Raw genomic sequence first — 26,298 nt, forward strand, 5'->3', positions numbered from 1 at the left:
ACGAGGGACGCGCCCGCCATGACCGCAGCCGATTTCGACCGCGCTTATTTCGACGATGCCACCTTCTCCCATGCCGAGAAGATGCGGCGGCTGGAGCGGCTGGCGCGCTTCGCGAAGATGATGGACACCGCCTTCCGAATCCCCGGAACCAACATCCGCTTCGGGGCGGACGCGCTCATCAGCCTGTTTCCGGCCATCGGCGACTCGATCGCGGCAGGCATGGGCCTCGTGATCGTCAACGAAGCGCGCAAGCTCGGCCTCCCCTATACCAAGATCGCCCGCATGGTCGGCAATCTCGGCATCGACGCCCTGTTCGGCGCCATGCCCGTGGCCGGCACCGTGTTCGACGTCTACTTCAAGGCCCACAAGCGCAACGTCGCGATCATCCTCGACCATTTCGACTACGACCGGGACGCCTTCTACGCCCGGATGAAGGACGTGACGCCGCAAAAGAGCTGAGGCGAATCATCGCTTCCCGGCCTCTTGCGCTTCCCGCCCAGCGCCCCGTCAGCAATTGGGTACGCTCGGGGCCCCTTACCGCGTGTCCACCTCCTCTCGCCCCTGGTCATCCCGGACTTGATCCGGGATCCATGCCAAGGCGTTTCCATTGCGGATCGAGTGAGAGAAGCCCCCGAGCAGGCCCCGTCAATCCGCCATTGTCTCGAGGCTCGCATAGCCTTCCGCCTCGCCGAAGGGTGTTTCCACCTCCACGAAGGTGTCGGGATAGAAGCCGTTGAAGCGCGTTCTCAAGGAGAGCGAGTAGGCGCCGATATGGCCGATCTCGATCCAGTCACCTGTGTCCACCGTCTCCGGCAGCCAGAAGGGGCGCGAGAGGATGTCGACCGAATCGCAGGTCGCGCCGCAGACGCGGAAGGCGCTGATCGTGCCGGGATTGCCCGTGCGCCGGGTGCGGGCGGGATCGGGGATGAACCGTGCCGGCAGCGTGATCTTGCCCGTCCATGAATCGGACAGGGACGCCCAGATGCCGTCGTTGATGTAGAGGCGCCGGCCTTTTCGCAGAAGCACGCGCACGATGAGCGAGAAGGCGCGCGCCACGACCACACGGCCGGGCTCCGCCACCAGCGGCATGTCGGCGAAGCCCCAATCCTGAATGTCGGAGCGCAGGCGCGACATGATCTGCCCGAGCCCGGGCATCTGCGGCTTCTTGCGCCGGGGGTCGTGGCCGTATTCGGCCGGAAAGCCGCCGCCGACATCGAGGCCCGCCAGCGGTACGTCGGCGCGGTTGCGCACCCAGTCGGCCGAGGCGAGCGCGCGCTCGTAGGTCTCCGGGTCCTCGATCTGCGAGCCGACATGGAAGCACAGCCCGACCTTGAAGCCGATGCGGTGGCAACGCTGGAGCAGTTCCACGGCATGGGCGGGGGCGGCGCCGAACTTCTTGGACAGCTCATAGGCCGCATGGCCCTTGGTCTGTATCCGCACGAAGATCGTGATCGAGGCCGGGTCGAGATCGAGCGCGCGCACGATGCGCAGGATCTTGGCCACCTCGTCCTCATGATCCAGGCTCATCACCCGGATGCCGTAGGTTTCCAGCGCGAGGCGGATGTCGGACTGCGCCTTGATGGGATGCATGTAGAGCATCTCGGCCTTGGGCGCGACGGCCCGCACGGCCGCGAACTCGCCGGGCGAGGCCACGTCGAAGAGATCGACGCCGGCCTTGGCCAGCGTCTCCAGAACCATCGGCTCGCCATTCGTCTTGACCGCATAGGCCGTGCGGCCCGGAAAAGCCTCCATGAAGCTCTTCGCGTCCGCCGTCAGCACCTGGGGGCGGAAGCAGTAGACCGGCACATCCGGGCGCAGCGTCAGCGCCGCCTCGGTGGCGTTGGAGAATTTCTGCAAGATGAAGAGCCCTCGTCTGGCCGCCAATGTCGATCCTCTAGCCCGTGCGGGTAGCAGGACGATGTCCGATCTGCAAAGTAGGGCAGCATTTCGGAGAAACCTCATGAGCCATTTCGCGCCGCTCGGCCTCATCGAACTCCTGGCCGGGATCGAGAACGGCCTGTCCCCCGCCACCTCCATCGCCCGCGCGATGGAACGGATCGAGGCGGTGGATGGCGGGATCGGCGCCTTCGCCACTCTCGCCCCGCCCGAGAGCCTTGGCGCCGCGGCCAAGGCATCGGGGCCGCTGGCAGGCGTTCCCCTCGGCATCAAGGACATCTTCGACACCGCCGACATGGCCACCGCCTACGGCTCGCCGATCCACGCAGGCTTCCGCCCCTCGTCCGACGCCGTGCTCGTCGCCATGGCGCGCGCGGCCGGCGCGGCCGTGATGGGCAAGACCGTCACCACCGAATTCGCCTTCCTTCAGCCGGCGGCCACCGGCAATCCGGCCGCCCCGGGCCATACGCCCGGAGGCTCCTCCTCCGGCTCGGCCGCGGCGGTCGCGGCGGGCATGGTGGCCGGCGCCTTCGGCTCGCAGACGGCCGGCTCCGTCATCCGGCCCGCCGCCTTCTGCGGCGTCGCCGGCTTCAAGCCGAGCTTCCGCCTGTTGCCGACCGTCGGCATGAAGTGTTCCGCCTGGACGCTGGATACCGCCGGCCTCTTCGCCGCGACTGTCGCCGATGTCGCGATGCTGGCCGAGAGATTGTCGGGCCGGCCCCTCTCGGTGCGACAGGACGCCGTGCCCGCGCTACGGCTCGGCCTCTACCGCTCGGCGGTGGACGGGCGGATCGAGCCGGCGATGCGCGAGGCATGGGAGACGGCCGCCCGCCTGGCCGAGCGCGCCGGCGCGAGGCTGGTGGAGATCGAGGAGCCGGCCGCGCTGGCAAGGGCAAGGCAGGCGCAGGAAACGATCCAGTTTTATGAGAGCGCCCTCTCCCTGACCCATGAGCGGCGCCTGCACGCCGATGAATTGAGCCCGAGGCTGCGCGAGGCGCTGGAGAAGGGCGCGGCCATCGAGCCGGCGGCCTATGACGAGGCCCGCCGCACGGCCCGGCAGGCGCGCCGCGCCGTTACCGCCCTGTTCGGGGAGGTGGATGCTCTCCTCGCCCCCTCCGCCCTGGGCCCCGCCCCCGCATCGCTGGCCTCTACCGGCGACCCGGTGATGAACCGCCTGTGGACGCTGACGGGCAATCCCTGCGTCAGCGTTCCGGGCCTGCGCGCCTCGGACGGGCGCCCGCTCGGCCTGTCCGTCGTGGCACGTTTTGGGCGGGATGGGCAGGCGCTGGCCCTCGCAAGCTGGCTTGAGGGCCTCCTGTCCCGGCCCAAATGACATTGAGCCGACAAAATCTTTCTCTTGAAAATCAGTCCTTTGGAAGAATTCGACACATTTCCTCCACCGTCGCGCAACGTTCGGGCCTTTACGAAGTTTCAAGACTGATTAACACTGTAACAGTTCGTGACGAGGAGGCCTTTGGATGGAAATTACGCGTTCGCTGAATTTTCTCTTGACCGGTGCTGCCTTTGTCTTTGTCGGCGCCCTGATCGTCGGGGTCATCTCCTAAGCGGAGAGAACCCGGCGCGCCTCGCCCTTGAATGTGGTGACACGAAAAGAAAGGCCGGGCGCTTCGCCCGGCCTTTTTGCATTTGGGTGCCCTGTCCCTCAGGCGGCGGCGGATTGCTGCTTCGCCTCGTCCCGTGGGCGCAGGCCGAGAATGTGGCAGATCGAATAGACGAGATCGGCGCGGTTCATCGTGTAGAAGTGGAAATCGCAGATTCCCCGCTCCACGAGGTCGAGCACCTGCTCGGCGCAGACGGCGGCGGCCACATGGGCGCGCGTCTGCGGGTCGTCCTCCAGCCCGGCGAAGCGCTCGGCCAGCCAGGTGGGAACGCTGGCGCCGGTGGCGGCCGAGAAGCGGGCCACCTTGGTGAAGTCGTGGATCGGCACGATGCCCGGCACGATGGGCACGTAGACCCCCGCCTTGCGCACCCGCTCCACGAAGCGCTCATAGGTGTCGTTGTCGAAGAAGAACTGGGTGATGGCACGCGTGGCGCCATTGTCCACCTTCCGCTTCAGGAGGTCGATATCCGTAGCGAAATCCGGGCTTTCCGGATGCTTCTCCGGATAGGCGGAGACGGAAATCTCGAAATCGGGGTCGATGGCCTTGAGGCCCGCCGTCAGGTCCACCGCGTTGCGGTAGCCTTGCGGATGGGCCCGATAGGGCGCGCCTGCGCCGCCCGGCATGTCGCCGCGCAAGGCCACGAAATGCCGCACGCCCGTGCTCCGATACTGCCGCACCACATCGTCCACCTCCTCGCGCGAGGCATCGACGCAGGTGAGGTGGGCGGCCGGCTTCAGCGCCGTCTCGCTGAGGATGCGGGCGATGGTCTGGTGCGTGCGCTCGCGCGTCGAGCCGCCCGCGCCATAGGTGACGGAAACGAAGCTCGGCCCCAGCGGCGCCAGGCGCTGGATGGAGGCCCAGAGACTCTCCTCCATCGCCGCCGACTTGGGCGGGAAGAATTCGAAGGATGCGGAAATGCCGCCCTGACGCAGGCGCTTCTGGCTCATATGAAGGTTCCTCAGGCGGTCTTGCGCAGTGCGGAGCGGGAGATGCCGGCCAGCCGGCCGACAGTGATGGTGACGGTCAGTTGCCCCTCGCCCGGCGCCTCGAGCGACAGGCTCGTTTCGGCAAAGAGGCCGGCGCCCTCCAGGAAGCCGGCCAGCGCCGCCTGCGAGAAGCCGAGGCGCAGATGGGCATGCTCCTGGCGCAGGAACTCCTGCGCATGGGGGGCGAAATCGACGATGGCCAATTGCCCGCCCGGCTCCAGCGTGCGGGCCGCCTCGCGCACCGCCTCGGCCGGGTCGTCGAGATGATGCAGCACCTGGTGCAGCAGCACGAGGTCGAAGCTGCCGGGCTCGAACGGCAGGTGATACGCATCGCCCTGCCGCACGGAGACGCGCGACAGGCCGGCCGCGTCCAGCTTGGCCCGCGCCAGCGCCAGCATCTCGCGCGAGGCATCCACCCCCACGGCCCGCGCGGCGTGGGGCGCGAAAAGCTCCAGCATACGGCCGGTGCCGGTTCCGATGTCGAGAACGGATTCGAAGACCCCCCGGCCGAGGGCGGCGAGGAGCGCATCCTCCACCTCGGCATCGGCCACGTGCAGGGAGCGGATGCGGTCCCAGCGCTCAGCATTGCGCGCGAAGTACTCCGCCGCCCGCTCCGCGCGCTGGCGCCGTACCGCCTCCAGCTTCTCCGCATCGCGCTCCAGAACCGGGTCGTGGCGCGAGAGTTGGGCCAGAACGGCCGCCGCGAGGCCGCTGGAGCCCGCGTCCTCCGCCAGCCGAAAATAGGCCCAGGCCCCCTCCTGATAGCGCGTGAGGACGCCCGTCTCGACGAGAAGCTTCAGATGGCGCGAGATGCGCGGCTGCGACTGCCCCAGGATCGAGACGAGGTCGGTCACGGTGAGGTCCGAGCACGCAAGGAGCGCGACGAGACGAAGCCGCGTCGGCTCGGCAAGCGCCTTCAGCCGATCCACGGTATCATCGAACGCAAATGTCGCCGCCACCAAAGCCTCCCAGATCACATAAGGATATGTTTATGTGTGATCGAAGCGCTTGGCAAGAGAGGCGGCCGCGAGCCGGAGAGGAGCGACGATGACGACGCAGCGGCAAAAGGCAGTGGCGCGCGCCCTGACGGCGACCATCCCGCGCGCGCCCTATTTCGATGCGCAGGCCATCCGCTCGGCGGCGGGCGCGCGGCACATGCGCGGGCTTTCGCCCGAGGCGGCCCTCTGGCTCGCGACACTGGCCCATATCCGCCATCGCTATACGGATTACGACACGTTGCGGGACGAGGGGTATGAACGCGACGAAGCACGCTTTTTCGTGCTGGATGAGGTCAATGCGGTGCTGGACCGCTGGGGCGCAACCCGCCAACTCGTCTCCGAACCCGGGGAAGACGCCAGAGAAACGGACGATCTATGATCGGGCCCGAGAAAATGCGCGGCACCAAAAGCAAAAGCCGGCCCTTCAGCGAAGGCCGGCTTTGTATAGTCTAGAAACGGTCGCGGTTCGATGGGCGGTGCAGCTCGATCAGGCGGCGGGCCTGCTCTTCTCGCGCTTCCACCAGACGCTTGAATGCACGTCCGCTTACTTCTTTGATCCGGCTCATCACCATGGGGATTCTCCTTGCGACGTGTATCGAAGGAAAAAATAGCCGCTCCAAAGCTTTCGAGCTACCCGCCTGCCTGCATGCCAGCCATGCCTATCAGGCAGGCATCCTCTTACTCATAGATCCACTGCTCGGGAAGCCGCGCCTCGAACGCCTCGCCCGGAACGATGCGGCCGGGCTTTTCCACCCACGCCACAAGCCCGCGCCGGTGCCTTGCGGCCCTCACGAAGTCGAGGTCGAGCCCTGCCCGCTCGCTGTGGTGGCGCGCGATGGCGCGCCCTGCCGCGCGGCAGGGGCTGTTGTCGCCGTCGATCTTGAGCGTGGCACCGCCTTCGAAGAACAGGAGCGTGCGCGCCGGCAGCCGGCTGAGGCGCGCGATGCCCTGAAGGACAAGGTTGCCCCCGATCCAGCCGGCCGGCAGCGTGTCCAGGCCCAGCGCCTGCGCGATTTCGGCCAGTTCTTCCGGCGCCAGGATCGATAGTTGCCGCTCGTTTCGGATCTCGGTGCCGCGCGGGTACCAGGGCTCGCGCCCGCCGGTGCGGCGGGTGAGGCCGCCATGCCGGTCGGTCCCGATCCCCGCGAAGGTCAGGTCCAGCCCGTCCACCGGCTCGGTTTCGAAGCCCTTGCCCATGGTGCGCAGGGTGGCGGTGACGTGCCCCCTGATCTTGCGGGCCGGACGGTGCGCCGCCGGGCTCACGCCCTGCCGTCGTCCCTCGCCGGCGCGGGCTTGAAGGTCACGACGCGGTAGATATAGAGCGCCACGATGCCGATGATGACCGCGTTCGAGACCGGGCCGACATAGGCGTCGATCAGCTCGTAGTTCTGTCCGAGGAGGTAGCCTGCCAGGGCAAGCCCGGCCGTCCAGATGGCGGTGCCGATGGCGGAAAAGGCGAGGAAGAGCGCGAACGGCATGCGAGCCAGCCCGGCCGGAACGGAGATCAGCGTGCGCACCGTCGGCACGAGACGCCCCAGGAAGACGGCCCAGTAGCCATGCCGGCGAAACCAGCCATCGGCCGTGTCGACATCCTTCGGCGTCATCGTCATCCAACGGCCCCACCGCGCCGCCAGCGCCATGATGCGCTGCTTGCCGAAGAAATAGCCGAGGAAGTACCAGGGGATGATGCCCAGAAGCGAGCCGATCGTCCCTGCCACGAGCACGGAGACGATGGACATCTGGCCCGTGGCCGCCTGATAGCCGGCCAGTGGCATGATGATCTCGGAGGGGATCGGCGGAAAGATGTTTTCCAGAAACATCAGAAGCGCGATGCCGAACGCCCCGAAGTCTTCCATCAACGACTTGACGAACTGGTCCACGCGTCGTGTTCCCTGAAAGCGGCCCGCAGGACCCGGAGATTGAGGCCCTTAAGCCCGGCGTGCCTGCAGCGCCTCGCGCAGCACGGCCTCGACCTGGGCCTCTGTATAGGGCTTTTGCAGCACGGAACAGAACTGCCATTCCTCCGGCACGCCGCTGCGCCCGTAGCCGGTGGCGAAGACGATCCCTACGTTCCGGCCCTTCAGCAACTCGGCCACGGGATAGACTTTCTCACCCCCGATATTGACGTCGAGGATCGCCACGTCGAAGGACAGCTCGCCGCCGAGCATCTCCTGCGCCTTCGACACGCGCATCGCCATGCCGGCGATGGCGCAGCCCATGTCGAGGAGCATGTCCTCGAGCTGCATTGCGACGAGGCTTTCGTCCTCGACGATGAAAACACGAACTCCGTTCAGAGCCGTCGCCTCAGCCTGCATCAACGCTTGCAACAGTTTCGACCTCCATCAGCGGAACTTCGATGCGGCAGATGAGGCCGTCGCGGCGAAAAGCAAGCTCCAGCGTGCCATCGAGTTCGCCAGTGATGATCCTTTGCAACATACGCAGGCCGAAGCCGGGGACAAGCGCCAGCTCGCCGGTATCGAAGCCGGCCTCCGTCCACTCCACCAGAAGGCGCCCGTCCGGCCCGCTCGAACGCGACCAGACCACCGAAACGGCGCCGCCGGGCGTGGCCAGCCCCCCATATTTGGACGCATTGGACGAAAGCTCGTGGAACACCATGGCGAAGGCGATGGCGGCCTTCGGCTTGAGCTGCGTCAGCGCGCCGGAGGCCGTCACCCGCTCGGCCCCGTAGACCGCCAGCTCCTGCATGAGGATGTCGGTCAGCTCGGCCGATTCCCAGTGGCGGTCGCTCAGCACGTCGTGCGCCTTGGAAAGCGCCTGGATGCGCGAGTCGAACGCCTGCTGCGCCAGCGCCGGATCCTGCACCCCGCGAAAGCTCTGGCGCGCGATCGACTGCACCGTGGAGAGGGTATTCTTCACACGATGGTTCAACTCATCCAGAAGAAGCCGTTGGCGCTGCTGGAAAAGAATCTCTCCCGTCCGCTCGTAGGCCTGCACGAAGATGCCGGTTATCGTTCCGCTGGCTTCCTGAATGGGGTGGTAGGAGAAATCCAGGAACGTCTCCTCCATCGGCTGGTCGCCCTGCCTGCGCAGGAGCAGGCGGTAGCCCTGGAGTACGCGAACCCTTCCCTCGTAAAAGACCTCGTCGAGCATCTCGAAAACGCCCTGCCCTTCCATCTCGGGCAAGGCCTCGCGCATCGGCATCCCCAGCACGGGGCGGCCGATGAAGCGCTGATAGGCCTCGTTGGCGAAGGTGAAGACGTGCCGCTCGCCCTGCAGAACCGCGACCATGCCCGGCGCGTTCTCGAACAGGCGGCGGAAGGCGGCGCTGGTGTCGCGGACGGAACGATACGCCTCCTCCGCCTCTCGCGCGCGCTGGATCAGCTCCAGTTCGCCCGGCAGGATGCGGAAGGGCACCGTGGCCGCCTCACGCAGCTTGACCAGCTCGGAGATGTCGACCGTGTTCTGCAGGACGAAGAGGACCTCGCCCTTCTCGTCCAGGAGGGGCGAGTGGACGGCGGTCCAGTAGCGCGTCTCGAACTCGCAGCCCTGCGCGCCCGGAACCGGGATCTCGTAAGGGATGTAGGCCAGTGTGTCGGGCCGGCCCGTTTCGATGACGCTCAGAAGGGAGGAGATCAGGCGCTTTCCGGAAGCGCCCGGGTTGGGAAACGCCTCGTCGATTCGGCGCCCCAACAACTCGCTCTGGCGGCGCATGACGGCCGTTTCATAGGCCGGGTTCGCCGCCACATAGCGCAACTCGCGGTCGAGAAGCATGTGTGGGCTCGGCAGGGCGTGGAAAAGCTGCCTGAAGGTAAGTCGATCCATCCTGCCTGCTGCTCGATCCTTGTTTCCCACCGGGCGGGATCGAAACCGCGCACGAGACGCGGAGTTCCGACCAGGACCGAAGGGTTTCCCGGTGACGACCGATCAGTGATTTAGCTGCCTAAACATATTAGGAAAGATGAAGGACGCATTTTTTCGACAAAATGCGTCCTTGCCTTGCGCCTAGCGGGTCAGGCGCTTGTAGGTGGGGCGCTTGGGGTTGACGGATTCGGGGCCGAGGCGCCGGATCTTGTCCTGCTCGTAATCCTCGAAATTGCCCTCGAACCACTCCACATGGCTGTCGCCCTCAAAGGCGAGAATGTGCGTGGCGAGCCTGTCCAGGAACATGCGGTCGTGGCTGATCACCACGGCGCAGCCGGCATATTCCTCCAGCGCGTCCTCCAGCGCGGCCAGCGTCTCGGTATCGAGATCGTTGGTCGGCTCGTCGAGGAGGATGACGTTGGCGCCCGACTTCAGCATCTTGGCCAGATGCACGCGGTTGCGCTGGCCACCCGAAAGCGTGCCCACCTTCTGCTGCTGGTCCGAGCCCTTGAAGTTGAAGTTGCCGACATAGGCGCGGCTGTTCATCTCGTACTTGCCGAGCTTCATGATATCGACGCCGCCCGAGACCTCTTCCCAGACGGTCTTGGAGGCGTCCAGATGGTCGCGGCTCTGGTCGACATAGCCCAGATCCACCGTCTCGCCGATCTGGATCTCGCCCGAATCCGGCTTCTCCACGCCGGTGAGCATCTTGAACAGGGTGGACTTGCCCGCGCCGTTCGGCCCGATGATGCCCACGATGCCGCCGGCCGGCAGCTTGAACGAGAGGTTCTCGATCAGCACGCGGTCGCCGAAGCTCTTGGTGAGGTTCGTCACCTCGATCACCTTGTTGCCGAGGCGCTCGCCGGTGGGGATGACGATCTTGCCGTCGGCCGGCTTGCGGTTCTCCGCCAGTTCCACCAGCTCGTGATAGGCCTTGATGCGCGCCTTGGACTTCGACTGGCGAGCCTTGGCGCCCTGCAGCATCCATTCGCGCTCGCGCGAGAGCGCGCGCATGCGGCTGTCGTCCTCGCGGCCCTCCTGCGTCATGCGCTTGGCCTTCTTCTCCAGATAGCTGGAATAATTGCCCTCATAGGGCAGGCCGCGCCCGCGATCGAGCTCCAGGATCCAGCCCGTCACATTGTCGAGGAAGTAGCGATCGTGCGTGATCATCAGGACGGAACCGGTGTAGTCGCGCAGGTGCTTTTCCAGCCAGGCGATGGTCTCGGCGTCGAGATGGTTGGTCGGCTCGTCGAGAAGCAGGATGTCGGGGCGGGAAAGGAGCAGCTTGCACAACGCCACACGGCGCTTCTCGCCGCCCGAAAGGGGCCCCACCTGCGCGTCGCCCGGCGGGCAGCGCAGCGCGTCCATCGCCATCTCGACCTGGCTTTCCAGGTCCCACAGGTTCTGCGCGTCGATCGCGTCTTGGAGCTTGGCCCCCTCCTCCGCCGTCTCGTCGGAGTAGTTCATCATCAGTTCGTTGTAACGGTCGAGAATCGCCTTCTTGTCGGCGACGCCTTCCATCACGTTCTCGAACACGGTCTTGGATTCGTCGAGATGCGGCTCCTGCGGCAGGTAGCCCACCGTGGCGCCCTCAGCCGCCCAGGCCTCGCCCGTATAGTCCTTGTCCACGCCCGCCATGATCTTCAGGAGGGTCGACTTGCCCGCGCCGTTGGGGCCCAGAATGCCGATCTTGGCATCGGGATAGAAGGAGAGGTTGATATTCTCCAGCACCTTCTTGTTGCCATAGGCCTTGGTGAGGTCGGACATATGATAGATGTACTGGCGAGCCATGAACCGTCCCGGTTGTCGCTGATATGAATGAGTTGGGGCGCTTCTAGCGCAGGACGGCCGCGAATGGAACGCGTCCGCCCGCCGCGGAGATAGGCTGCCGCGCCGGTTTTCTCAAGAATGCGGCGCTCCTCAGCCCCGCTCGAAACCGCCCGGATCGACCTCTCCGCCGCGACATCCGCGCGCGGCAGGCTCGCCGGCTCGGATCATGGCGGCCAAGGCCTCGCCGGGCCGGCCGGCCAGCGCGATGCGCAACTCGCGCACGAGCCGCCGCCCGTCGATCTCGGCGCAATCCACCAGCACCCTCTCGCCCGCCCCGCGCCCGAACGCACGGTCGAAGACGGCGCGAATCTCCCGCGCCGACAGCTCGGAGCCGATGGCCGCCTCGAACAGTTCGCGCACCGCGCTCTCGTTCAGCTCGGACAGGAGCCGCACGGACAGCGCGAAGTAATCCTCGGCCTCGCCATCGAAACAGGTGCCATGCTTCCACCACTGGTGCCTGTCGAGGCTGGAGGCGACGCCGGGCATGGCGGCGGCCAGCTCCGCCCGCACGCGCGGGGAGATCTCCACCTGCGGCAGGTTTCGCCAGTCGCCCTCCTCGTCCACCGCCACGATCCGCGCCGGCACGCCGCAATACTGGCGCCCGCGCGGCTGCGGCCACAGGCCGTGCAGCGTGAAGCCCCCATCGTCGCGCCCGCCGCCGCGGCATTCGCTCACCCGCCTTCGCGTCTCGCAAAAGGCTGGCTGCCACGAGACCGCCAGCACATAGTCGTCGTGCCGCGTCTTGGCCGGGAGCGCGGGCTCACGCTCGCGCGCGGAGGCCTGGACCGGCCCGGTGGAGCCGTCCTCCTCCACCCGCCCGCAGCCATAGGCGACCCAGCGGCGTTCCGGCTCGGCTTCCGGTATCAGGATCAGATAGTGGCTGCCGGGCACGGCGTTGCGCCCGATCAACTCGTAGGTGCGCCCCGCCTGCGTTGCGATATTGCCGGGGTTGCGATCCGGCTCGCGGATGGACGGGGTCGCCGCGCAGGTCGCCTCGGCGGTGAAGGCGCCGACCATCGGCACCTGCGCGAGGGCCGCATGGGGCAGGAGGAGGAAGAGGGCGATCAGGAGAGGCTTCATCCGCCGGACCATAGCGGATGAGGCCCCAGCGTATACCCCCGCTCTGCCCGCAGTCGCTAGCGCGGCTGGCCCGAGCGATGCGCCCAGCCCGTCATGCGCATCTCCAGAAGCGCCATGAGGGCGTACATGACGATACCCTCGATCGCCAGCATCAGGAGGCCGGCGAAGACCAGCGGTACGTTGAACTGCGACTGGGCGCTCAACATCATGAAGCCGAGGCCGGAATTGGCCGCGATGGTCTCCGACACGACCGAGCCGACGAAGGCGAGCGTGATCGCGACCTTCAGGGAGCCGAAGAAATACGGCATGGAACGCGGGATGCCGACCTTGGTCATCACGTCCCATTTCGATGCGCCGAGCGCGCGCAGCACGTCCTCGGTCTCCGGCTCGATGGTGGCAAGGCCCGTCGCCACGTTCACCACGATAGGGAAGAAGGCGATGAGGAAGGCGGTGAGGATGGCCGGCACCGTGCCGATGCCGAACCAGATGACGAGGATCGGCACCACCGCCACCTTAGGGATAGAATTGAAGCCGATCATCAACGGGTAGAGTCCGGCATAGATCGACTTGGACCACCCCACGAGGAGCCCCAGCCCGAGCCCGAAGACGACGGCCAGCAGGAAGCCGGCCACCGTGGTGAAAAGCGTCTGGAGCGAGTTCGTCCAGATCGCCGGCCAGTACCGGACGATGGCCCCGAAGATCGCCGAGGGAGCGGGCAGGATGTAGACGGGCATAGCGAACAGCCGCACCGCCGCTTCCCAGAGCACGAACAGCCCGATCGTGTAGGCCCAGGGTGCGACCTTGATCCAGTCGATCCCTTTCTTTCGGGGCGTGCCGGGCTTCGGCCTCGCCTCCACGGCGCGGATTTCGGCGGGCAGTTCCTTGGTGGAGGCCTTGCTCACGCGGCCCTACCAATGAAGTGCATTTCGACATCTGCCTTTTCGGCGCGGTTCTTATGACCGAAGATGTCGGAAGGCAGGGGACCGGGTATGGCTATCATGCTGGCCGCCCTCGATGGCTCGGGAGGCAGAACCGCCCGGTCTCCACACCTGACCCGACCGCTGATTAGGCTCTGCGATTGATCGCTGTGTAGGGCGAGGACGGCGTGGGAAGGTTGCCGCTCAAAGGAGGACGCATCAGGGAGGAAAGCATGCACCTTTACGTCGGTATCGACGCCGCCAAGGACATCCATTGGGCCTGCGCTATCAGCTCGGACGCAAAGGCCATCTTCAGCCATGCTGTCAGGAACGACCCGGAAGGCATCGAGGCGTTGATCAGCGAACTGTCCGCGCCGGATGCCGCAAGCGTCACGGTCGCGCTCGACCTGCTCGGCGGCTGCGCCACTCTGCTCTGTGCAATGCTGGCCGAAGCGGGCTTCCGGGTTGTTCACACGCCCGGCCTTGCGGTCAACCGAGCCCGGCAGGGAACACGCGGCGGCGAGAACAAGTCCGATCCCCGTGACGCCGCGACCATCGCCGATCTGGCGCGAACCCGCATGGACCTGCGGCCGGTGGAGGTCGAAACCGAGATCAACGTCGACATCCGTCTGCTCGTCGGCCGACGTCGCGAGGTCGTCGTCGATCAGACCAGACGTCTCGCGCGTTTGCGCGACCTTACTTCCTCGCTCTTTCCGGCGCTGGAGCGGCGCATCGACGTGAGGACCAAGGCCGGCCTCGTCTTCCTGAGCCTGTTCGCCGCTCCGCACGAGCTGCGCGACGCCAAGCCCGAACGCCTCGCACGCCAGCTCACGAAAGCCTATCCGCGCATGCGGGGCGCTGACGCCATGGCCGAAGAGGCCGTCACCCTGGCCAAGGCGCAGGCCATCGACGTGCCCGGCGCCCAAACCCGCGCCAGACTGGTCAGGGACCTCGCCACCGAGGCGCTGGCCGCCCGTGCGCAGCGCGACCGCATCGATGCCGATCTTGAGCTCCTTCTCGATTGCCACCCTGATGCGGCCCTCATCCGCAGCCTGCCGGGGATGGGGGCCGTGCTCACGGCAGACTTCATCGCCTGCGTCGGCTCGGCCACCCGATTCCGTTCCGCCGATGCACTCGCAGCCGCCGCCGGGCTCACTCCCGTCCTGCGCCAGTCCGGGAAATCCAGAACCGTCCGACGATCCACCGGAGGCGACAAAACCCTCAAACGCGTCTTCTTCCAGTCCGCTTTCAACGCTCTCGCAGACCCGGAAAGCCGCGCCTTCTACGACCGAAAGAGAACCGAGGGAAAACGCCACAACCAAGCCGTCATCGCCCTCGCACGGCGGCGCGTAAATGTCGTCTGGGCCATCCTCCAAACAAGGACGCCGTTCAGCCCAAACTTCAAGAATGCAGCTTGACGAAACCATTAGGCTGCATCCCGCGCTTCGGCGATCTCGGCGCGAAGCTCGTGCACGAGGTCCACGAAGGGCTTCTCATACATGAGGTCCAGCGGGCGCGGGCGCGCGAAGGGCACCTCCCGCTCCAGCTTCACCCGGCCGGGCCGGGCCGTCATCACCAGCACCCGGTCGGCCAGATAGGCCGCCTCGCGCAGATCGTGGGTCACGAGGACGATGGTGATGCCCTTTTGCGCATGAATGTCGCGGATGACGCCCCACAGCTCCTCGCGGGTGAAAGCGTCCAGCGCCCCGAAAGGCTCGTCCAGCATGATGAGCTCGGGTTCGTGGATCAGCGCGCGGCACAGATTGGCCCGCTGCTGCATCCCGCCGGAGAGCTGCCAGGGGAATTTCGAGCCGAAGCCCTTGAGCCCGACCAGCGCCAGCAGCGCCTCGGCCTTCGCCACATATTCGGCCTTGTGCCGCCGCAGCCGCTTGCGGTGCCGCTGGACGATCTCCAGCGGCAGCAGGATGTTGTCGAGCGTGGTGCGCCAGGGGAGCAGCGTCGGGTTCTGGAAGGCCATGCCGACGATGGAGACGGGCTCGGTCACTTCCTTGCCCGCCACGATGACGACGCCCTCGCTCGGCCGCTGAAGCCCGGTGACGAGCTTCATCAAGGTGGACTTGCCGCAGCCCGAGGGCCCCACCACGGCCACGAACTCGCCGCGCCTCACCTTCAGCGAAAGGTCGTCGACCGCGAGCGTGCCCTCGTCCCCGCCATAGGTCAGGGCCACGTTGTCGAGAGAAACGAGCGTCATCGCGGCGGCCCCCTTTTCGCTCCGGCGGGTCAGTCCAGCATCCGGTCGGCTTCCGGCGGCAGGTACTCGGCGTTGAAGATGCGCTCCGGCGCGGGCGGGTTGGTCAGGCCGACCGACAGGTTCAGAAGCTCGATGGAGCTGGCGAGCTTCTCCTCGCGTATGCCGCCGAAGCCGTCCTCGCGCACCGCCTCGGTCGCGATGTTCATCGCATTGGCCATCTCGAGCCGCTCCACCTCGGTTTCGAGATCGAGGATGTTGTTGGCGCGCAGCACGGCCTCCGCGCCCGCGCGCGGATCGGCCAGCGCATCCTTGAAGCCCTTGGTCAGCGCCGCCAGGACGCCACGCACGGCCTCGGGATTCTCCGCCGCCCAGTTCGTGTTGACGAGGATGGCGTTGCCGTAGAGGTCCAGCCCGTGGTCGGCCATCAGCAGCGAGACGATGTTGTCGTCCTCCACACCCTGCGCCTTGAGGTTCAGGATGACGGAGAAGGCGAAGCCGAAGACGGCGTCGACCGCGCCCTGCGCCAGCATGGGCTCGCGCACGGGAAAGCCCACGCTTTCGATGGTGATCGTGTCGGTGTCCAGCTCGTTCACCTGCGCGAAGGCGGCCCACTGGGCGAAGGCGCCGTCCGGCGGCGGCGCGCCCAGCGTCTTGCCCTCCAGCGAGGCGGGATCTTCCTCGATGCCCCTGTCGGCGCGCCCCACGATGGCGAAGGCCGGCTTCTCGTAGATCATCTGGACGGCCTCGATCGGCTCGTCCGGATTGGTGTCCAGGAACTTGATGAGGGCGTTCAGGTCGCCGAAGCCCATCTGGTAGGTGCCGGTGGTGATGCGGGGGATGGCCTCCAGCGAGCCGTTGCCCGTGTCGATGGAGACATCCACTCCCGCCTCCTCGAAATAACCGCGCTCCTGCGCCAGCAGGAAGCCGGCCGCCGGCCCCTCGAAGCGCCAGTCCAGCGTGAAGCGGACGGGCGTGAGGTCCTGCGCGCCGGCAGGCGCCGCGACGCTTGCGAGAGGAAGGGCGGCGGCAAGGAGGAAAGCGCGCATCTTGGCACGGATCATGTCGTTTGGGCCCGGACTTGAGACGAGGACGACATATTCTTGCCGCTCGCCGGACGCGCTGCAACCACAATCTGCATGGCCTATGACATCGCACAAAATTGGCGCAGAATGCTCCCAAGGCAGGCTTCGAGAGAAGCTTTCCGACCACATAAGCGGCATACGGAATGGCAATGTTCGACGAGGCCCATCTGCTGGAGGCAGATGACGGGGCCATGATTCGGCTCCGGCACAGCCGGCCGAGCGCTCTCGAACGCGGCGTCCTCCTCGTTCATCATGGGCTGGCGGAGCATTCCCTGCGCTATGCCCGCTTCGCCGAAGAGATGGCCGCGCTGGGCTTCCACGTTTTCGCGCACGACCATCGCGGGCACGGCGAAACACGCGGGCGAGAGGCCCCGCCGCGCCGCTTCGCCGCCCGCGACGGGGCATTGCGCGTGCTGGAGGACGCGCGGCTGGTGCACGAGCGCGCGATGGCCGAGGCGCCCGGCCTGCCCGTCGTCCTTCTCGGCCATTCGATGGGCGGGCTCATTGCCCTGAACCACGCGCGCCGGCATGGCGGAGAGCTTGCCGGCCTGTGCGTGTGGAATGCCGATGTCGAGGGCGGCCGGCAGGTTCGCCTCGGGCGCCTTGCGCTGAAGGTGGAGCGAGCCCTGAAGGGCTCGGACGTGGCCAGCGCTCTCTTTGCGCGCGCCACCTTCGAGACCTGGGCACGGAGCGTTCCGCAGCGGCGAACGCCCGCCGACTGGCTCAGCCACGACCGTTACGAGATCGAGGCCTATCTGGCCGACCCGCTCTGCGGCTGGACGCCGACCGTCTCTATGGCGGAGGACATATTGGCGCTGATCCTGAAGGGCAGCGCCGGACTTTGCGACCTGCCGCCGGCGCTGCCCGTGCACCTTCTCGGCGGCGGCGCGGACCCCGCCACCGATGGGGGCACGGGCGTGGCGCGCCTCGGCGAACGATTGCGCAGGGCAGGATCGCGCGATGTCACCACCCGCGTCGTGCCCGGCGCACGGCACGAGACGCTGAACGAGACGGACACCTATCGCGACCCGGCGCTTCGATCGCTTACGCTCTGGCTGGAGCGCATCGCGCCCCGCACCTCCCTCAAGCCGCAGGCGCCTGCGGAGGCGTGACGAGCGCGAACTCGGCCAGTTCCTCGGGCGTCAGGACGTAAAGCTCCTGGGGCGGCGTGCGCATGGCGTCGATCCACAGGCGCGGATCGACGCCCATCTCGACCAGAAGGTCCTGGCAATCGGCAATGGTGGACTGGATGTCGGAGATCGAGCGATCGACATCGCGGGCGAGTCCCGGAATCTCGACCGCGTAGACCTGGTGAACGCCGACCCAGGCATTCTCCCCGGCGGAGCGTGAGACACCGCCAGCCAGAAGCAGGGGGCAGGCCGAAGCGCAATAGCCGTCCGCCGGAACCCTGGTGTCCAGCCCCGCCTCGCGCACGGTGCGCGCCATGGCGATGGCGTCCGAAACCGAGCCGCCGGGCGAGTGCAGCACCAGCGTGCGGGCGCCCTCCCCCTCCGCTTGCAGGAAAGCTTCCAGAAGGCTGGCGGTGCCCGGGTCGATCCGCCCGATCGCCACCACCGAGTCGCCCCCGTCCTCTCGCAGGAAGCGCATCGGCTGGCCCATCGCCTCGCCGTCCACCGGCCCGTCATAGCCGGGCAGGCGCGGCTCGCCGCGATCGGGGCCGACGGGAATGCTGCGCGGCAGATAGGGGCGGATCTGGTCGCCCGGGCTCGGCAGGCGCAAGGGCAGCGGCGTGGTGCGCGTCATCCGCGCCTCGTCCGCGCCGGCCTGCTGGGCCTCCACGAGGTCCAGCGAGACCACCCAGCCCGCCAACCCCACCACGCCGAGGAAGAGGGCGCGCATGAGCGTGCCGTCGGGAATGGACAGGACGAACCGCTCGAAGCGGCCCGGCGAGGGCTCCTCCGCGATCACGAGTGGCCGCTTCCCTGCCGCAGCGGGAACGGCGCGGGCGCGCCCGGCTCATTGTGCTGCACGATGTCGTCGGCCGGCGCCAGGCGCGGCAGCTCGTCCTCCCCCGCTTCCGCGCGCAGCCGCTTCTGGATGCGCAGGGCGCGCATCATCTCGGCGGCGCTCATGTCGCCCACCTCCATCTCGTCGCCCTCCTCGCGACGGATCTGGTCCTGCGTGAAGCACAGGATCAGGACCAGCACCGCCGGCATCAGGTCGATCGAGATCGCGCCGGCCCAGGAGGGCAGGAAATCGCCCGCATAGCGGATGACGGCGTCGGGCTTGGAGAGAGGCGTGAAGCGCACCGTCTCCACCGCCGGGCGCGCCAGAATCTCGTCGGCGGCCTGCGCGAGCGCGGCGCTCTGCTGCTGCACCGCCGCCTCCACGCGCCCCAGCACCTCGCTCTGGCGCGCGCGCAGGTCCTCGGCAAGCCCCCCGGCCACCGGGGCGATGAAGGAGCGGCCGAGATCTTCCGCCGCGCGCCGCACGGCGGGGGCCACGGAGGTCTGCTGAAGCGAGGCGATGAGGCCGGACAGGGCCGTCGCCTCCACCGCGAAGGCGGTGGAGCGCTCGGCGACCGGCCCCTCGCCCGCCACGAGGCCCCGCATGGCGTTCAGCCGCACGCCCGATTCCTCGAACAGGTCGGCGACCCGCGCGCGGGACGCGTCGATCTCCGCCGCCAGCCCGTCGAGCTGGCGCGACATCTGCGAGAGGAGTTGCACCACCGTTCCCGAACCGGAAGTGCCCGTCAGCGCGCCCGAGGAACGCTCCTCGTCCGCCAGCCGGGAGAATCGCTGCGAGGCGAGCTGGATGTCGGGAATGAGGCTCTGGGCCGCCAGCGCGTTTTCATGCGCCTCGTTCAGCCGCCCCTGGTAATCCTCGGTGGCGACGGAGAGATGCTGTTCCAGCGCCGCGCCCCCAGCCAGCGCCGCCGCGTTCAGCCAGGCCGACATCGCCATGATCATCACCATGCCGATGGCCATGGCCAGATAGAACATCGCCCGCCCGCCGCGATCGCGCACATGCGGCATGATGCGCATCAGGTACGACCAGAAGGCGTAGATCGCCACCGAAACGGCGACCGAGTAGATCACCGCACCCACCAGGATCGTGGTGGGCGAGCCGTCGATGAGGTCGCGCACTCCAATATAGGTGAAGACGCCCGAGCCCGTGGCCAGGATCGCCAGCGTCATGCGCGTCATCAGGTCGAGGCGGCTGAGCTGCCCGCGCAGCGTGTAGGAATGCGACTGCGCCATCGGTCGATACACCTTGCGAACGGGAAAGCCTGCGTGGCACGAGCGATAGCACGCACCACGCCGTCACGCTAAGGCGTTAAGAACCGATTAAGGTTTTCGCGCGGCGCCGTCAGGTCGCGCCGTAGGTCAGATCATCTCCCAGATGGCAGCGGGCGATGCGCAGCTCCAGCGGGCGCTCCTGGTAGGAATAGATCACGCGCTCCAGCGTGAGCACGGCGCCCATACGGCCGATGCCGAAGATCGCCACGTCCCGCTCCTCGGCGGGCGCAGCTCCGACGGTCTCACATTTGCGCGTTGCCAGATCCTGGCCCTGCCACCGCTCCAGAGCGATTCTGCGCAGGTCCTGCGGCGAGGCGTTGTGCGCGGAGGCATCGGCGCGCAGATGCACCTCCTCCACCATGAAGCACCGCCCGTGGTGGAAGCGCTGCCGCTCGAAGCGCACGAGCGGGGTCCGGCCGTTGACGCCGAGCGCGGCGGCGACGCGGGGCGTGGGCAAGGCAAGCGATACGGCCCCCACCTCCACATCGCCGCGAATGCGCCGCCCCTGAAGGTCGCGAATGTTGGAGAATCGTCCGTTGGCGCTGGCCGAATCGAGATCCGCGACGGTCGTACCCCGCCCTTGCTGGCGGTCCAGCAACCGATGCTCGCTCAGGATGTCGAATGCCTTGCGCACGGTGCCGAGGCTGATGCCGAGCGAGCGGGCAAGGTCCGCCTCGTTCTCGATCGATTGCCCCGGCGCCCATTGCCGCGACACGATCCGCGAAATGAACTCGTCCGCAACCTGCTGGTACAGAGGTCGGGTGTTGAACTGCTTTGCGAGTGACATCGGAGCCGTCCCTGCCTTCGTCATCATTGCAACTTATGGTCGCATAGTCGGCAAACAGACACAAGAAGACAACAACTAGAGGATCGAGGATTCCTGCGCAACGGCTTCGCGAACGAAGCCCTTGCAAACGCAAGCGCCGAAGCGCCTTGACATCAATTTGCGCGCTGCCGCACGACGGCAAGGGTCAGAGCCACCAAAAACACGCATATGGCGAACAGGGCCCACGGAACGGCGAGGAGCCCCGCCCGGGCCGCCAGCATCCCGATCAGCGACGGCAGCACCACGCCGCCCGCCATGGCGGCCGACACCTGGAAGCCGATCGCGTGGGAAGCCGCGCCCGCGCCGACGGCGGCGGGCGTGCGGTGCATCAGCATCGGAAAGATCGGCGCCAGCGCGAGACCGGCGGCGAAAAGACCTGCCACGCCGAGCCCGGCGGGGTCCATCGCGAAGACGCCGAGCGAGACCAGGGCGCCGACTGCGCCCCACTCCACCAGCCGTCCGGAGCCGATCCGGTCCGCGCCCAGGCCCAGCACGACACGCCCGAGGAATATCGCGAACCAGAAGGCGCCCGTCCAGAAACCGGCCGCCGCGACCGAGAATCCCCGCGTTTGCGTGAGGACGGCGAAGGCCCACTGGCCGGCCCCGATCTCGACGCCGACATAGACGAAGAACGTTGCAACCTGAAGGCGAACTCGCTTGTCGGCCAGCGCCTGCCATGCCGTGACGAGGGGCGGCGCATCGCCCTCCACCGTGGCCTGCGGCCCAGCCGCGCCCCAAAGACGGCGTGTGAAGAGAAAGAGCAGGCCGAGCAGCCCCATGCTCAGCCCGATGGCGGCGTAGCCATAGCGCCAGCCCGTATTCGCCACGCCCCAAGCCATCGCCAGCGGCCCCAGCGCCGCGCCCAGCCCGAAGGCGGCGTGCAACCAGTTCATCTGGCGCGCCGAATAATGGGCGGCCGCATAGGCGTTCAGGCCGGAATCGATGGCCCCGCCGCCGATGCCGACCAGGAGGCCGGCCAGCAGGAAGACCGGCCAGTTGGGCGCCACCGCGAAGCCGGCGAGGCCGAGGGCGGCCAGAAGCGTGGAGCCGGCCAGGAGCCGCCCGCCGCCGAAGCGACGAAGCGCCGCCCCGGCCGAGAGGCTGGAGACCATGAAGCCCGCGCCGACCGCCACAAGCCCCGCGCCGAACGCGCCCTGCCCCAGCCCGAACGCGGCGCGCAGCGATGGCCACGCCACGCCATAGGCCGCATCGGGCAGCCCAAGGCTCACGAAGCCGAGATAAGTGAGGACAAGCACGATTGCGGCGGCGCGGGCCGCAGGGGCCGGCACCGGCGTCGAGGTCTTGAGCATGGGAAACCGGCGCGAGGGAGAGAAGGCCGCGCGAGGGTGGCCCATCCTCCGGCCGACCGCAAGGCGGGCCTTCGCCCGGCTCACGCCCCACCATTGCAACCCAGCACCGAAAGGATGGCGCGCTCGGCAAAATGCGGAAGCTCGCGGGGAACCTCGATGCGCCGAGGCTGTTCAATGCCCGAACTGACGTTCAGGCGACGGGGCGGCGAAATGAAGGCAGGCGTTTATCTGGCGGGCATCGTGGCCGCCCTTCTGGCAGGCGGATCGGCCATGGCCGGCGAGCCGGGCGAGAACGCGCCCGCGCGCATCGCCATCGCCGATGCGACGGACAGGGCCTTGGTCTCCACGGAGGGCGAGCGCCTGCGCGCCGGGAAGCAGACGAGGCCCGAGCCGGCGCGGCAGGAACCGCGCAAGGTGCGCGTCGTCGGACCGAGCTTCCTCCCCGACGAATAGAGGCTCAGCTCGCCATCGCCGCCCGCGCGGCGGATAGGGCGGGCACCTGCGCCCGCAGGGCGGGCCTGCCGAGAATCAGATCGGCCGCCTTCTCCGCGATCATGATGGTCGGCGCGTTCAGATTGCCTGTGGTGATGGACGGCATGATCGAGGAATCCACCACCCGAAGCCCGTCCACGCCCAGCACCCGCGCCTGCGGGTCGACCACCGCCATCGCGTCGTCCGCCGCGCCCATTCGGGCGGTGCAGGAGGGATGGTAGGCGCTTTCGGCGTGCTCGGCGATGAAGGCGTCGATGGCCTCGTCGCTCTGCACATGCGCGCCGGGCTGGATTTCGCGGCCACGCCAGCGGTCGAACGCCGGCTGCGCGAAGATCTCGCGCGTCAGCCGAACGCAGGCGCGCATCTCGGCCCAGTCATCCGCGTGGCTCATATAGTTGAAGAGCACCTTCGGCGCCTCTGCCGGATCGGCCGAGGCGAGGCGCACATGGCCGCGCGACTTGGAGCGCATCGGCCCGACATGGGCCTGGAAGCCGTGCTCGGAGGCCAGCCCCTTGCCGTCATAGGTCACGGCCAGCGGCAGGAAGTGATACTGGATATCGGCGTGCCCGACCTGCGGCGAGGAGCGGATGAAGCCGCAGCTCTCGAAATGGTTCGTCGCGCCCAGGCCCTTCTTCATCATCAGCCATTGTGCGCCGATGCGGCCCTTGCGCACGAGGCTCTGGGCCGAATAGAGCGTGATCGGCTCCTTGCAGGCGAGCTGGAAGTAGAACTCCAGATGGTCCTGCAGGTTTTCCCCCACGCCCCGCCGGTCCGCCACCGTCTCGATGCCGTGGCCGCGCAATTCGTCCGCCGGGCCGATGCCGGAGAGCTTCAGGAGCTTGGGCGAATTGATGGAGCCGGCCGAGAGGATCACCTCGCGCCGCGCCCTCACCTCCACCCGCTGCTCGCCGATGCGGTAGGCCACGCCCACCGCCCGCCGGCCCTCGAACAGCACGCGCTCCACCAGCGCATGGGTGGCCACGGCAAGGTTGGGCCGCTTCATCGCGGGCTTCAGATAGGCGTTGGCCGTGGACCAGCGGCGGCCCTGATGGACCGTCATGTCCATCTTGCCGAAGCCTTCCTGGGTCGCCCCGTTGATGTCCGGGTTCAGGGGATGCCCCGCCTGCCGCGCGGCCTCGATGAAGGCGTTGTAGAGCGGGTTCTCCAGCTTGCCGTAGCTCGTATGCAGCGCGCCTTCGTGCCCGCGATACTCGTCGCCACCCGCCGCCCGGTTCTCCGCGCGCTTGAAATAGGGAAGAACGTCGCGATACGACCAACCGGCCGCCCCCTCCCGCTCCCAGCGATCGAAATCCTCGGGCGCGCCGCGCACATAGACCATGCCGTTGATGGAGGAGGAGCCGCCCAGCACCTTGCCGCGCGGCAGGTTCATCCGCCGCCCGCCCAGATGCGGCTCCGGCTCGGAGACATAGCCCCAATTGTACTTCTTCATGTTCATGGGGATCGAAAGGGCGCTCGGCATCTGGATGAAGACCGAGCGGTCCGAGCCGCCGAATTCCAGCACGAGCACGGAGTTGTGCCCGTCCTCCGTCAGCCGGTTGGCCAGCACGCAGCCGGCCGAGCCAGCGCCCACGATCACATAGTCGAATTCCTGAACCGCCATCAGTAAGGGGCCTCCACCGAACCGAGATTGACGTAGACGCTCTTCACCCGCGTATGCGCCTCCAGCGCCGCGCGGCCGTTCTCGCGCCCCAGCCCCGAGCACTTCACCCCTCCGAAGGGCAGCTCGATGGGCGTCAGGTTGTAGGCGTTGATCCAGGTGGTGCCGGCCTCCAGCCGCGCGATGACGCGGTGGGCACGCGCCATGTCGCGCGTGAAGACACCGGCCGCCAGACCGAAATCGGTGGCGTTGGCCCGCGCGATCACCTCCTCCTCATCGGTGAAGGAGAGGACACTCATGACCGGGCCGAAGATTTCCTCGCGCGCGATGCGCATCTCGTCCTGCGCCTCGAACACCGAGGGCGAGACGAAGAAGCCGCGACCGAGCGCGCCTTGCGTCACCCGCCCGCCTTCCACCACGGCCCGCGCGCCCTCGCGCCGGGCGATGTCGAGATAGGACAGGACCTTGCGCATATGGCCCTCCGAGATCAGCGCGCCGACCTGCGTGGCCATGTCCTGCGGGTCGCCCACCACCATGGCCCTCGTGCGCCCGGCCAGCTTGTCGAGGAAGGCGGCCTTCACCCGCTCGTGCACGAACACGCGCGTGCCGTTGGAGCAGACCTCGCCCGCCGAGTAGAAATTGGCCAGCATGGCCGCGCCCACGGCATCGTCGAGGCTGGCGTCGTCGAACACGACGAGCGGCGACTTGCCGCCCAGTTCCAGCGTCACCTGCTTCAGGCTGGAGGCGGCGTCCGCCATCACATTGCGGCCGGTGCCGACCTCACCGGTCAGCGAGATCTTGGCGATCTGCGGATGGCGCGAGAGGAGCCGGCCGGTGGAGGCATCGCCCTGCACCACGTTGAAGACGCCCGCCGGCACGCCGGCCTCCGTCATGATCTCGGCAAGCCTTGCGGCCGAGAGCGGCGTCAGCTCCGCCGGCTTGAAGATCATCGCATTGCCCGCCGCCAGCGCGGGCGCCGCCTTCCAGCAGGCGATCTGGATCGGATAGTTCCACGCGCCAATACCCGCGACCACGCCCAGCGGCTCGCGCCGCGTATAGCCGAAGGCGGAAGGGCCGAGGTCCACATGCTCGCCGGCAAGGCCGGCGGCCAGCCCGGCGAAATATTCCAGGCAATCGGCGCCGGACGCCGCATCCGCCACCAGCGTTTCCTGGATCGGCTTGCCCGTGTCGCGGGTTTCCAGCCGCGAAAGCTCCTCGTTGCGCTCGCGCATCAGCGCGACGACGCGGTGCAGGACGCGCCCGCGCTCGGCGCCGGTCATCGCGCCCCACACCGCCTGGCCCTTGCGCGCGGCCTCGACGGCCGCCTCGATCTCGGCCTCGCCGGCCACCTCCACCTCGGCCAGCACCTCCCCGGTCGCGGGATCGATGGTGGTGAAGGTCTCGGCCGCCCGCGCGGGCAGATAGGCTCCGCCGACATGGCTGGACAGAAGGCGCACGCCCCGCAAGCGCACGGGAGCCGGCACGCCTTCCTCCCCGCCCTGCCGGCGCGGCCGCGCGGCGGCGATCCTTGCATCGGCGTAGTCGGTGGCGATGCGGCGCGCCTGCGCGCCGTGCTCGGGCTCCGCGAGGCCCGACAGCGTCGAGCGCAGCCAGAGCCCGTCGATCAGCGCGGCGATGGAGGCGGCGATCTCCCGGGCGTCCTCCTCGTGCACCAGCGCGCGCAGATCGTGGCGAAGGTTGGAAAGCGTGCGCTCGCCATAGACGCGCTGGACGCGCTTGAGCCGCTCCGAATGCAGCACCTGCCCCCAGAAGGCGAGCCAGACGCTGCCGGTCCGCGCGTCGAATTCCTCCGGCGCCAGCGTGGCGTCGATCACCGCCTGCACCCGCTCGCGCGGCGTGCGCGCCTGCGCCAGGCGCTGGCGCAGGCCCTTCGCCACCCGACCGGCCAGATGGCGCAGCGTCGCCTCCAGGAGCCCGTCCTTGTCGCCGAAATAATGCGACACGAGGCTGGGCGCCACGCCTGCACGGCCCGCGATCTCGGCGAGCGTGGAGGCCTGGAAGCCGATTTCGCCAAGCGCCGCGACAGTCGCGTCGATCAACTGGCGGCGGCGCAGTTCGTCGGCGCGCGCACCGGGCGCGCCAGTGATATCCATGTCCATCATGCCGCTTCCATAGCATCAATTGAACGATCATTCAACGACGCGCTGCCCTTGCCAACAGACCTTCGGCGACGCCCTGTCGGTCATCTATCAAGTTTCGCGGCCTTGGGATCTATATATTGAACAGCCGTTCAACCGACGCTTTTGACAAACCGCACGGCATCGGCGACCTTCGTTCGCCTGCAATCCCGCCGACCCTTCGGCCTCTGCAAAAGGACCTGCCGTGC

25 protein-coding genes are annotated in these 26,298 nt (G+C 67.7%); 6 read left to right on the top strand and 19 right to left on the bottom strand.

The window, feature by feature from the left end; translation table 11 throughout:
* Positions 1 to 18: 18 nt before the first annotated feature.
* Positions 19 to 459, top strand: a complete 441-nt coding sequence (locus tag J7654_RS16770) for a DUF4112 domain-containing protein (RefSeq protein WP_209736985.1) — start codon at positions 19 to 21, stop codon at positions 457 to 459.
* A gap of 186 nt (positions 460 to 645) precedes the next feature.
* Here J7654_RS16770 and J7654_RS16775 read toward each other — a convergent pair whose 3' ends face one another.
* Positions 646 to 1,857 (bottom strand): alanine racemase, encoded by a 1,212-nt coding sequence (locus J7654_RS16775; RefSeq protein ID WP_209740650.1) that lies wholly within the window; start codon positions 1,855 to 1,857, stop codon positions 646 to 648.
* Between the two features lie 103 nt (positions 1,858 to 1,960).
* On the opposite strand from J7654_RS16775, the gene J7654_RS16780 reads away from it, so the two are divergent.
* Positions 1,961 to 3,229 (top strand): amidase, encoded by a 1,269-nt coding sequence (locus J7654_RS16780; protein WP_209736986.1) that lies wholly within the window; start codon positions 1,961 to 1,963, stop codon positions 3,227 to 3,229.
* 330 nt (positions 3,230 to 3,559) lie between these two features.
* On the opposite strand, the gene metF is transcribed toward J7654_RS16780, so the two are convergent.
* Together metF and J7654_RS16790 are read right to left on the bottom strand one after the other, a co-directional pair.
* The gene (gene metF, locus J7654_RS16785; protein ID WP_209736987.1) at positions 3,560 to 4,465 is read right to left on the bottom strand and encodes a methylenetetrahydrofolate reductase [NAD(P)H]; all 906 of its coding nucleotides are present in this window, start codon (positions 4,463 to 4,465) and stop codon (positions 3,560 to 3,562) included.
* Between the two features lie 11 nt (positions 4,466 to 4,476).
* Positions 4,477 to 5,463 (bottom strand): ArsR/SmtB family transcription factor, encoded by a 987-nt coding sequence (locus J7654_RS16790; RefSeq protein WP_245195549.1) that lies wholly within the window; start codon positions 5,461 to 5,463, stop codon positions 4,477 to 4,479.
* Positions 5,464 to 5,551: 88 nt separating this feature from the next.
* Between J7654_RS16790 and J7654_RS16795 the strand changes: the two genes are divergently transcribed.
* Positions 5,552 to 5,881, top strand: a complete 330-nt coding sequence (locus J7654_RS16795) for a DUF2293 domain-containing protein (protein WP_209736988.1) — start codon at positions 5,552 to 5,554, stop codon at positions 5,879 to 5,881.
* A 70-nt stretch (positions 5,882 to 5,951) separates the two neighbouring features.
* Here J7654_RS16795 and J7654_RS18430 read toward each other — a convergent pair whose 3' ends face one another.
* From J7654_RS18430 to J7654_RS16830, 8 genes are all read right to left on the bottom strand, one after another.
* Positions 5,952 to 6,074, bottom strand: coding sequence for a hypothetical protein (locus J7654_RS18430; protein ID WP_280842344.1), 123 nt, complete (start codon positions 6,072 to 6,074; stop codon positions 5,952 to 5,954).
* A 106-nt stretch (positions 6,075 to 6,180) separates the two neighbouring features.
* On the bottom strand, positions 6,181 to 6,765 hold the full coding sequence (locus tag J7654_RS16800) for an MOSC domain-containing protein (RefSeq protein WP_209736989.1): 585 nt from the start codon (positions 6,763 to 6,765) through the stop codon (positions 6,181 to 6,183).
* Complete coding sequence (locus J7654_RS16805; protein WP_209736990.1) at positions 6,762 to 7,382, bottom strand: DedA family protein; 621 nt, start codon at positions 7,380 to 7,382, stop codon at positions 6,762 to 6,764. The genes J7654_RS16800 and J7654_RS16805 overlap by 4 nt, the downstream gene beginning before the upstream one ends.
* A 48-nt stretch (positions 7,383 to 7,430) precedes the next feature.
* Positions 7,431 to 7,829 carry a response regulator gene (locus J7654_RS16810; protein ID WP_342451396.1) on the bottom strand — a complete coding sequence of 133 codons (399 nt, stop codon included), beginning with the start codon at positions 7,827 to 7,829 and terminating at the stop codon, positions 7,431 to 7,433.
* Positions 7,807 to 9,285, bottom strand: coding sequence for a sensor histidine kinase (locus tag J7654_RS16815; protein ID WP_209736991.1), 1,479 nt, complete (start codon positions 9,283 to 9,285; stop codon positions 7,807 to 7,809). Before J7654_RS16815 ends, J7654_RS16810 begins: the two co-directional genes overlap by 23 nt.
* 180 nt (positions 9,286 to 9,465) lie before the next feature.
* A complete protein-coding gene (gene ettA, locus J7654_RS16820; RefSeq protein WP_209736992.1) occupies positions 9,466 to 11,115 on the bottom strand; it encodes an energy-dependent translational throttle protein EttA in 1,650 nt (549 codons plus the stop codon).
* 129 nt (positions 11,116 to 11,244) lie between these two features.
* On the bottom strand, positions 11,245 to 12,234 hold the full coding sequence (locus J7654_RS16825) for a ribonuclease T2 family protein (protein ID WP_209736993.1): 990 nt from the start codon (positions 12,232 to 12,234) through the stop codon (positions 11,245 to 11,247).
* Positions 12,235 to 12,290: 56 nt separating this feature from the next.
* Entirely contained in the window at positions 12,291 to 13,049 is a 759-nt protein-coding gene (locus J7654_RS16830; protein WP_377946387.1) for an ABC transporter permease, read from the bottom strand.
* Between the two features lie 290 nt (positions 13,050 to 13,339).
* Here J7654_RS16830 and J7654_RS16835 point away from each other — a divergent pair, with 290 nt between their 5' ends.
* On the top strand, positions 13,340 to 14,569 hold the full coding sequence (locus J7654_RS16835; protein WP_245195507.1) for an IS110 family RNA-guided transposase: 1,230 nt from the start codon (positions 13,340 to 13,342) through the stop codon (positions 14,567 to 14,569).
* Positions 14,570 to 14,577: 8 nt separating this feature from the next.
* Here the strand turns inward: J7654_RS16835 and J7654_RS16840 are convergent, their stop codons facing one another.
* Positions 14,578 to 15,363 carry an ABC transporter ATP-binding protein gene (locus tag J7654_RS16840; RefSeq protein ID WP_209736994.1) on the bottom strand — a complete coding sequence of 262 codons (786 nt, stop codon included), beginning with the start codon at positions 15,361 to 15,363 and terminating at the stop codon, positions 14,578 to 14,580.
* Positions 15,364 to 15,392: 29 nt separating this feature from the next.
* Positions 15,393 to 16,424 carry an ABC transporter substrate-binding protein gene (locus tag J7654_RS16845; protein WP_209736995.1) on the bottom strand — a complete coding sequence of 344 codons (1,032 nt, stop codon included), beginning with the start codon at positions 16,422 to 16,424 and terminating at the stop codon, positions 15,393 to 15,395.
* A 164-nt stretch (positions 16,425 to 16,588) separates the two neighbouring features.
* On the opposite strand from J7654_RS16845, the gene J7654_RS16850 reads away from it, so the two are divergent.
* The gene (locus J7654_RS16850; protein ID WP_245195550.1) at positions 16,589 to 17,557 is read left to right on the top strand and encodes an alpha/beta fold hydrolase; all 969 of its coding nucleotides are present in this window, start codon (positions 16,589 to 16,591) and stop codon (positions 17,555 to 17,557) included.
* On the opposite strand, the gene J7654_RS16855 is transcribed toward J7654_RS16850, so the two are convergent.
* From J7654_RS16855 to J7654_RS16870, 4 genes are all read right to left on the bottom strand, one after another.
* Positions 17,529 to 18,374, bottom strand: a complete 846-nt coding sequence (locus J7654_RS16855) for a COG3904 family protein (protein WP_209736996.1) — start codon at positions 18,372 to 18,374, stop codon at positions 17,529 to 17,531. The genes J7654_RS16850 and J7654_RS16855 overlap by 29 nt on opposite strands.
* The gene (locus J7654_RS16860) at positions 18,371 to 19,666 is read right to left on the bottom strand and encodes a hypothetical protein (protein WP_209736997.1); all 1,296 of its coding nucleotides are present in this window, start codon (positions 19,664 to 19,666) and stop codon (positions 18,371 to 18,373) included. Before J7654_RS16860 ends, J7654_RS16855 begins: the two co-directional genes overlap by 4 nt.
* Positions 19,667 to 19,775: 109 nt before the next feature.
* Positions 19,776 to 20,492: a GntR family transcriptional regulator gene (locus tag J7654_RS16865; RefSeq protein ID WP_209736998.1), complete on the bottom strand. Its 717-nt coding sequence runs from the start codon at positions 20,490 to 20,492 to the stop codon at positions 19,776 to 19,778.
* 152 nt (positions 20,493 to 20,644) lie between these two features.
* Positions 20,645 to 21,841, bottom strand: a complete 1,197-nt coding sequence (locus J7654_RS16870; protein WP_209736999.1) for an MFS transporter — start codon at positions 21,839 to 21,841, stop codon at positions 20,645 to 20,647.
* A gap of 210 nt (positions 21,842 to 22,051) precedes the next feature.
* Between J7654_RS16870 and J7654_RS16875 the strand changes: the two genes are divergently transcribed.
* On the top strand, positions 22,052 to 22,294 hold the full coding sequence (locus J7654_RS16875) for a hypothetical protein (protein WP_209737000.1): 243 nt from the start codon (positions 22,052 to 22,054) through the stop codon (positions 22,292 to 22,294).
* Between the two features lie 4 nt (positions 22,295 to 22,298).
* Here the strand turns inward: J7654_RS16875 and betA are convergent, their stop codons facing one another.
* Positions 22,299 to 23,954: a choline dehydrogenase gene (betA, locus tag J7654_RS16880; RefSeq protein ID WP_209737001.1), complete on the bottom strand. Its 1,656-nt coding sequence runs from the start codon at positions 23,952 to 23,954 to the stop codon at positions 22,299 to 22,301.
* Complete coding sequence (gene betB, locus J7654_RS16885; RefSeq protein ID WP_209740659.1) at positions 23,954 to 26,065, bottom strand: betaine-aldehyde dehydrogenase; 2,112 nt, start codon at positions 26,063 to 26,065, stop codon at positions 23,954 to 23,956. Before betB ends, betA begins: the two co-directional genes overlap by 1 nt.
* Positions 26,066 to 26,298 lie beyond the last annotated feature (233 nt).

This window comes from Aureimonas populi (assembly GCF_017815515.1).
Classification (GTDB): domain Bacteria; phylum Pseudomonadota; class Alphaproteobacteria; order Rhizobiales; family Rhizobiaceae; genus Aureimonas; species Aureimonas populi.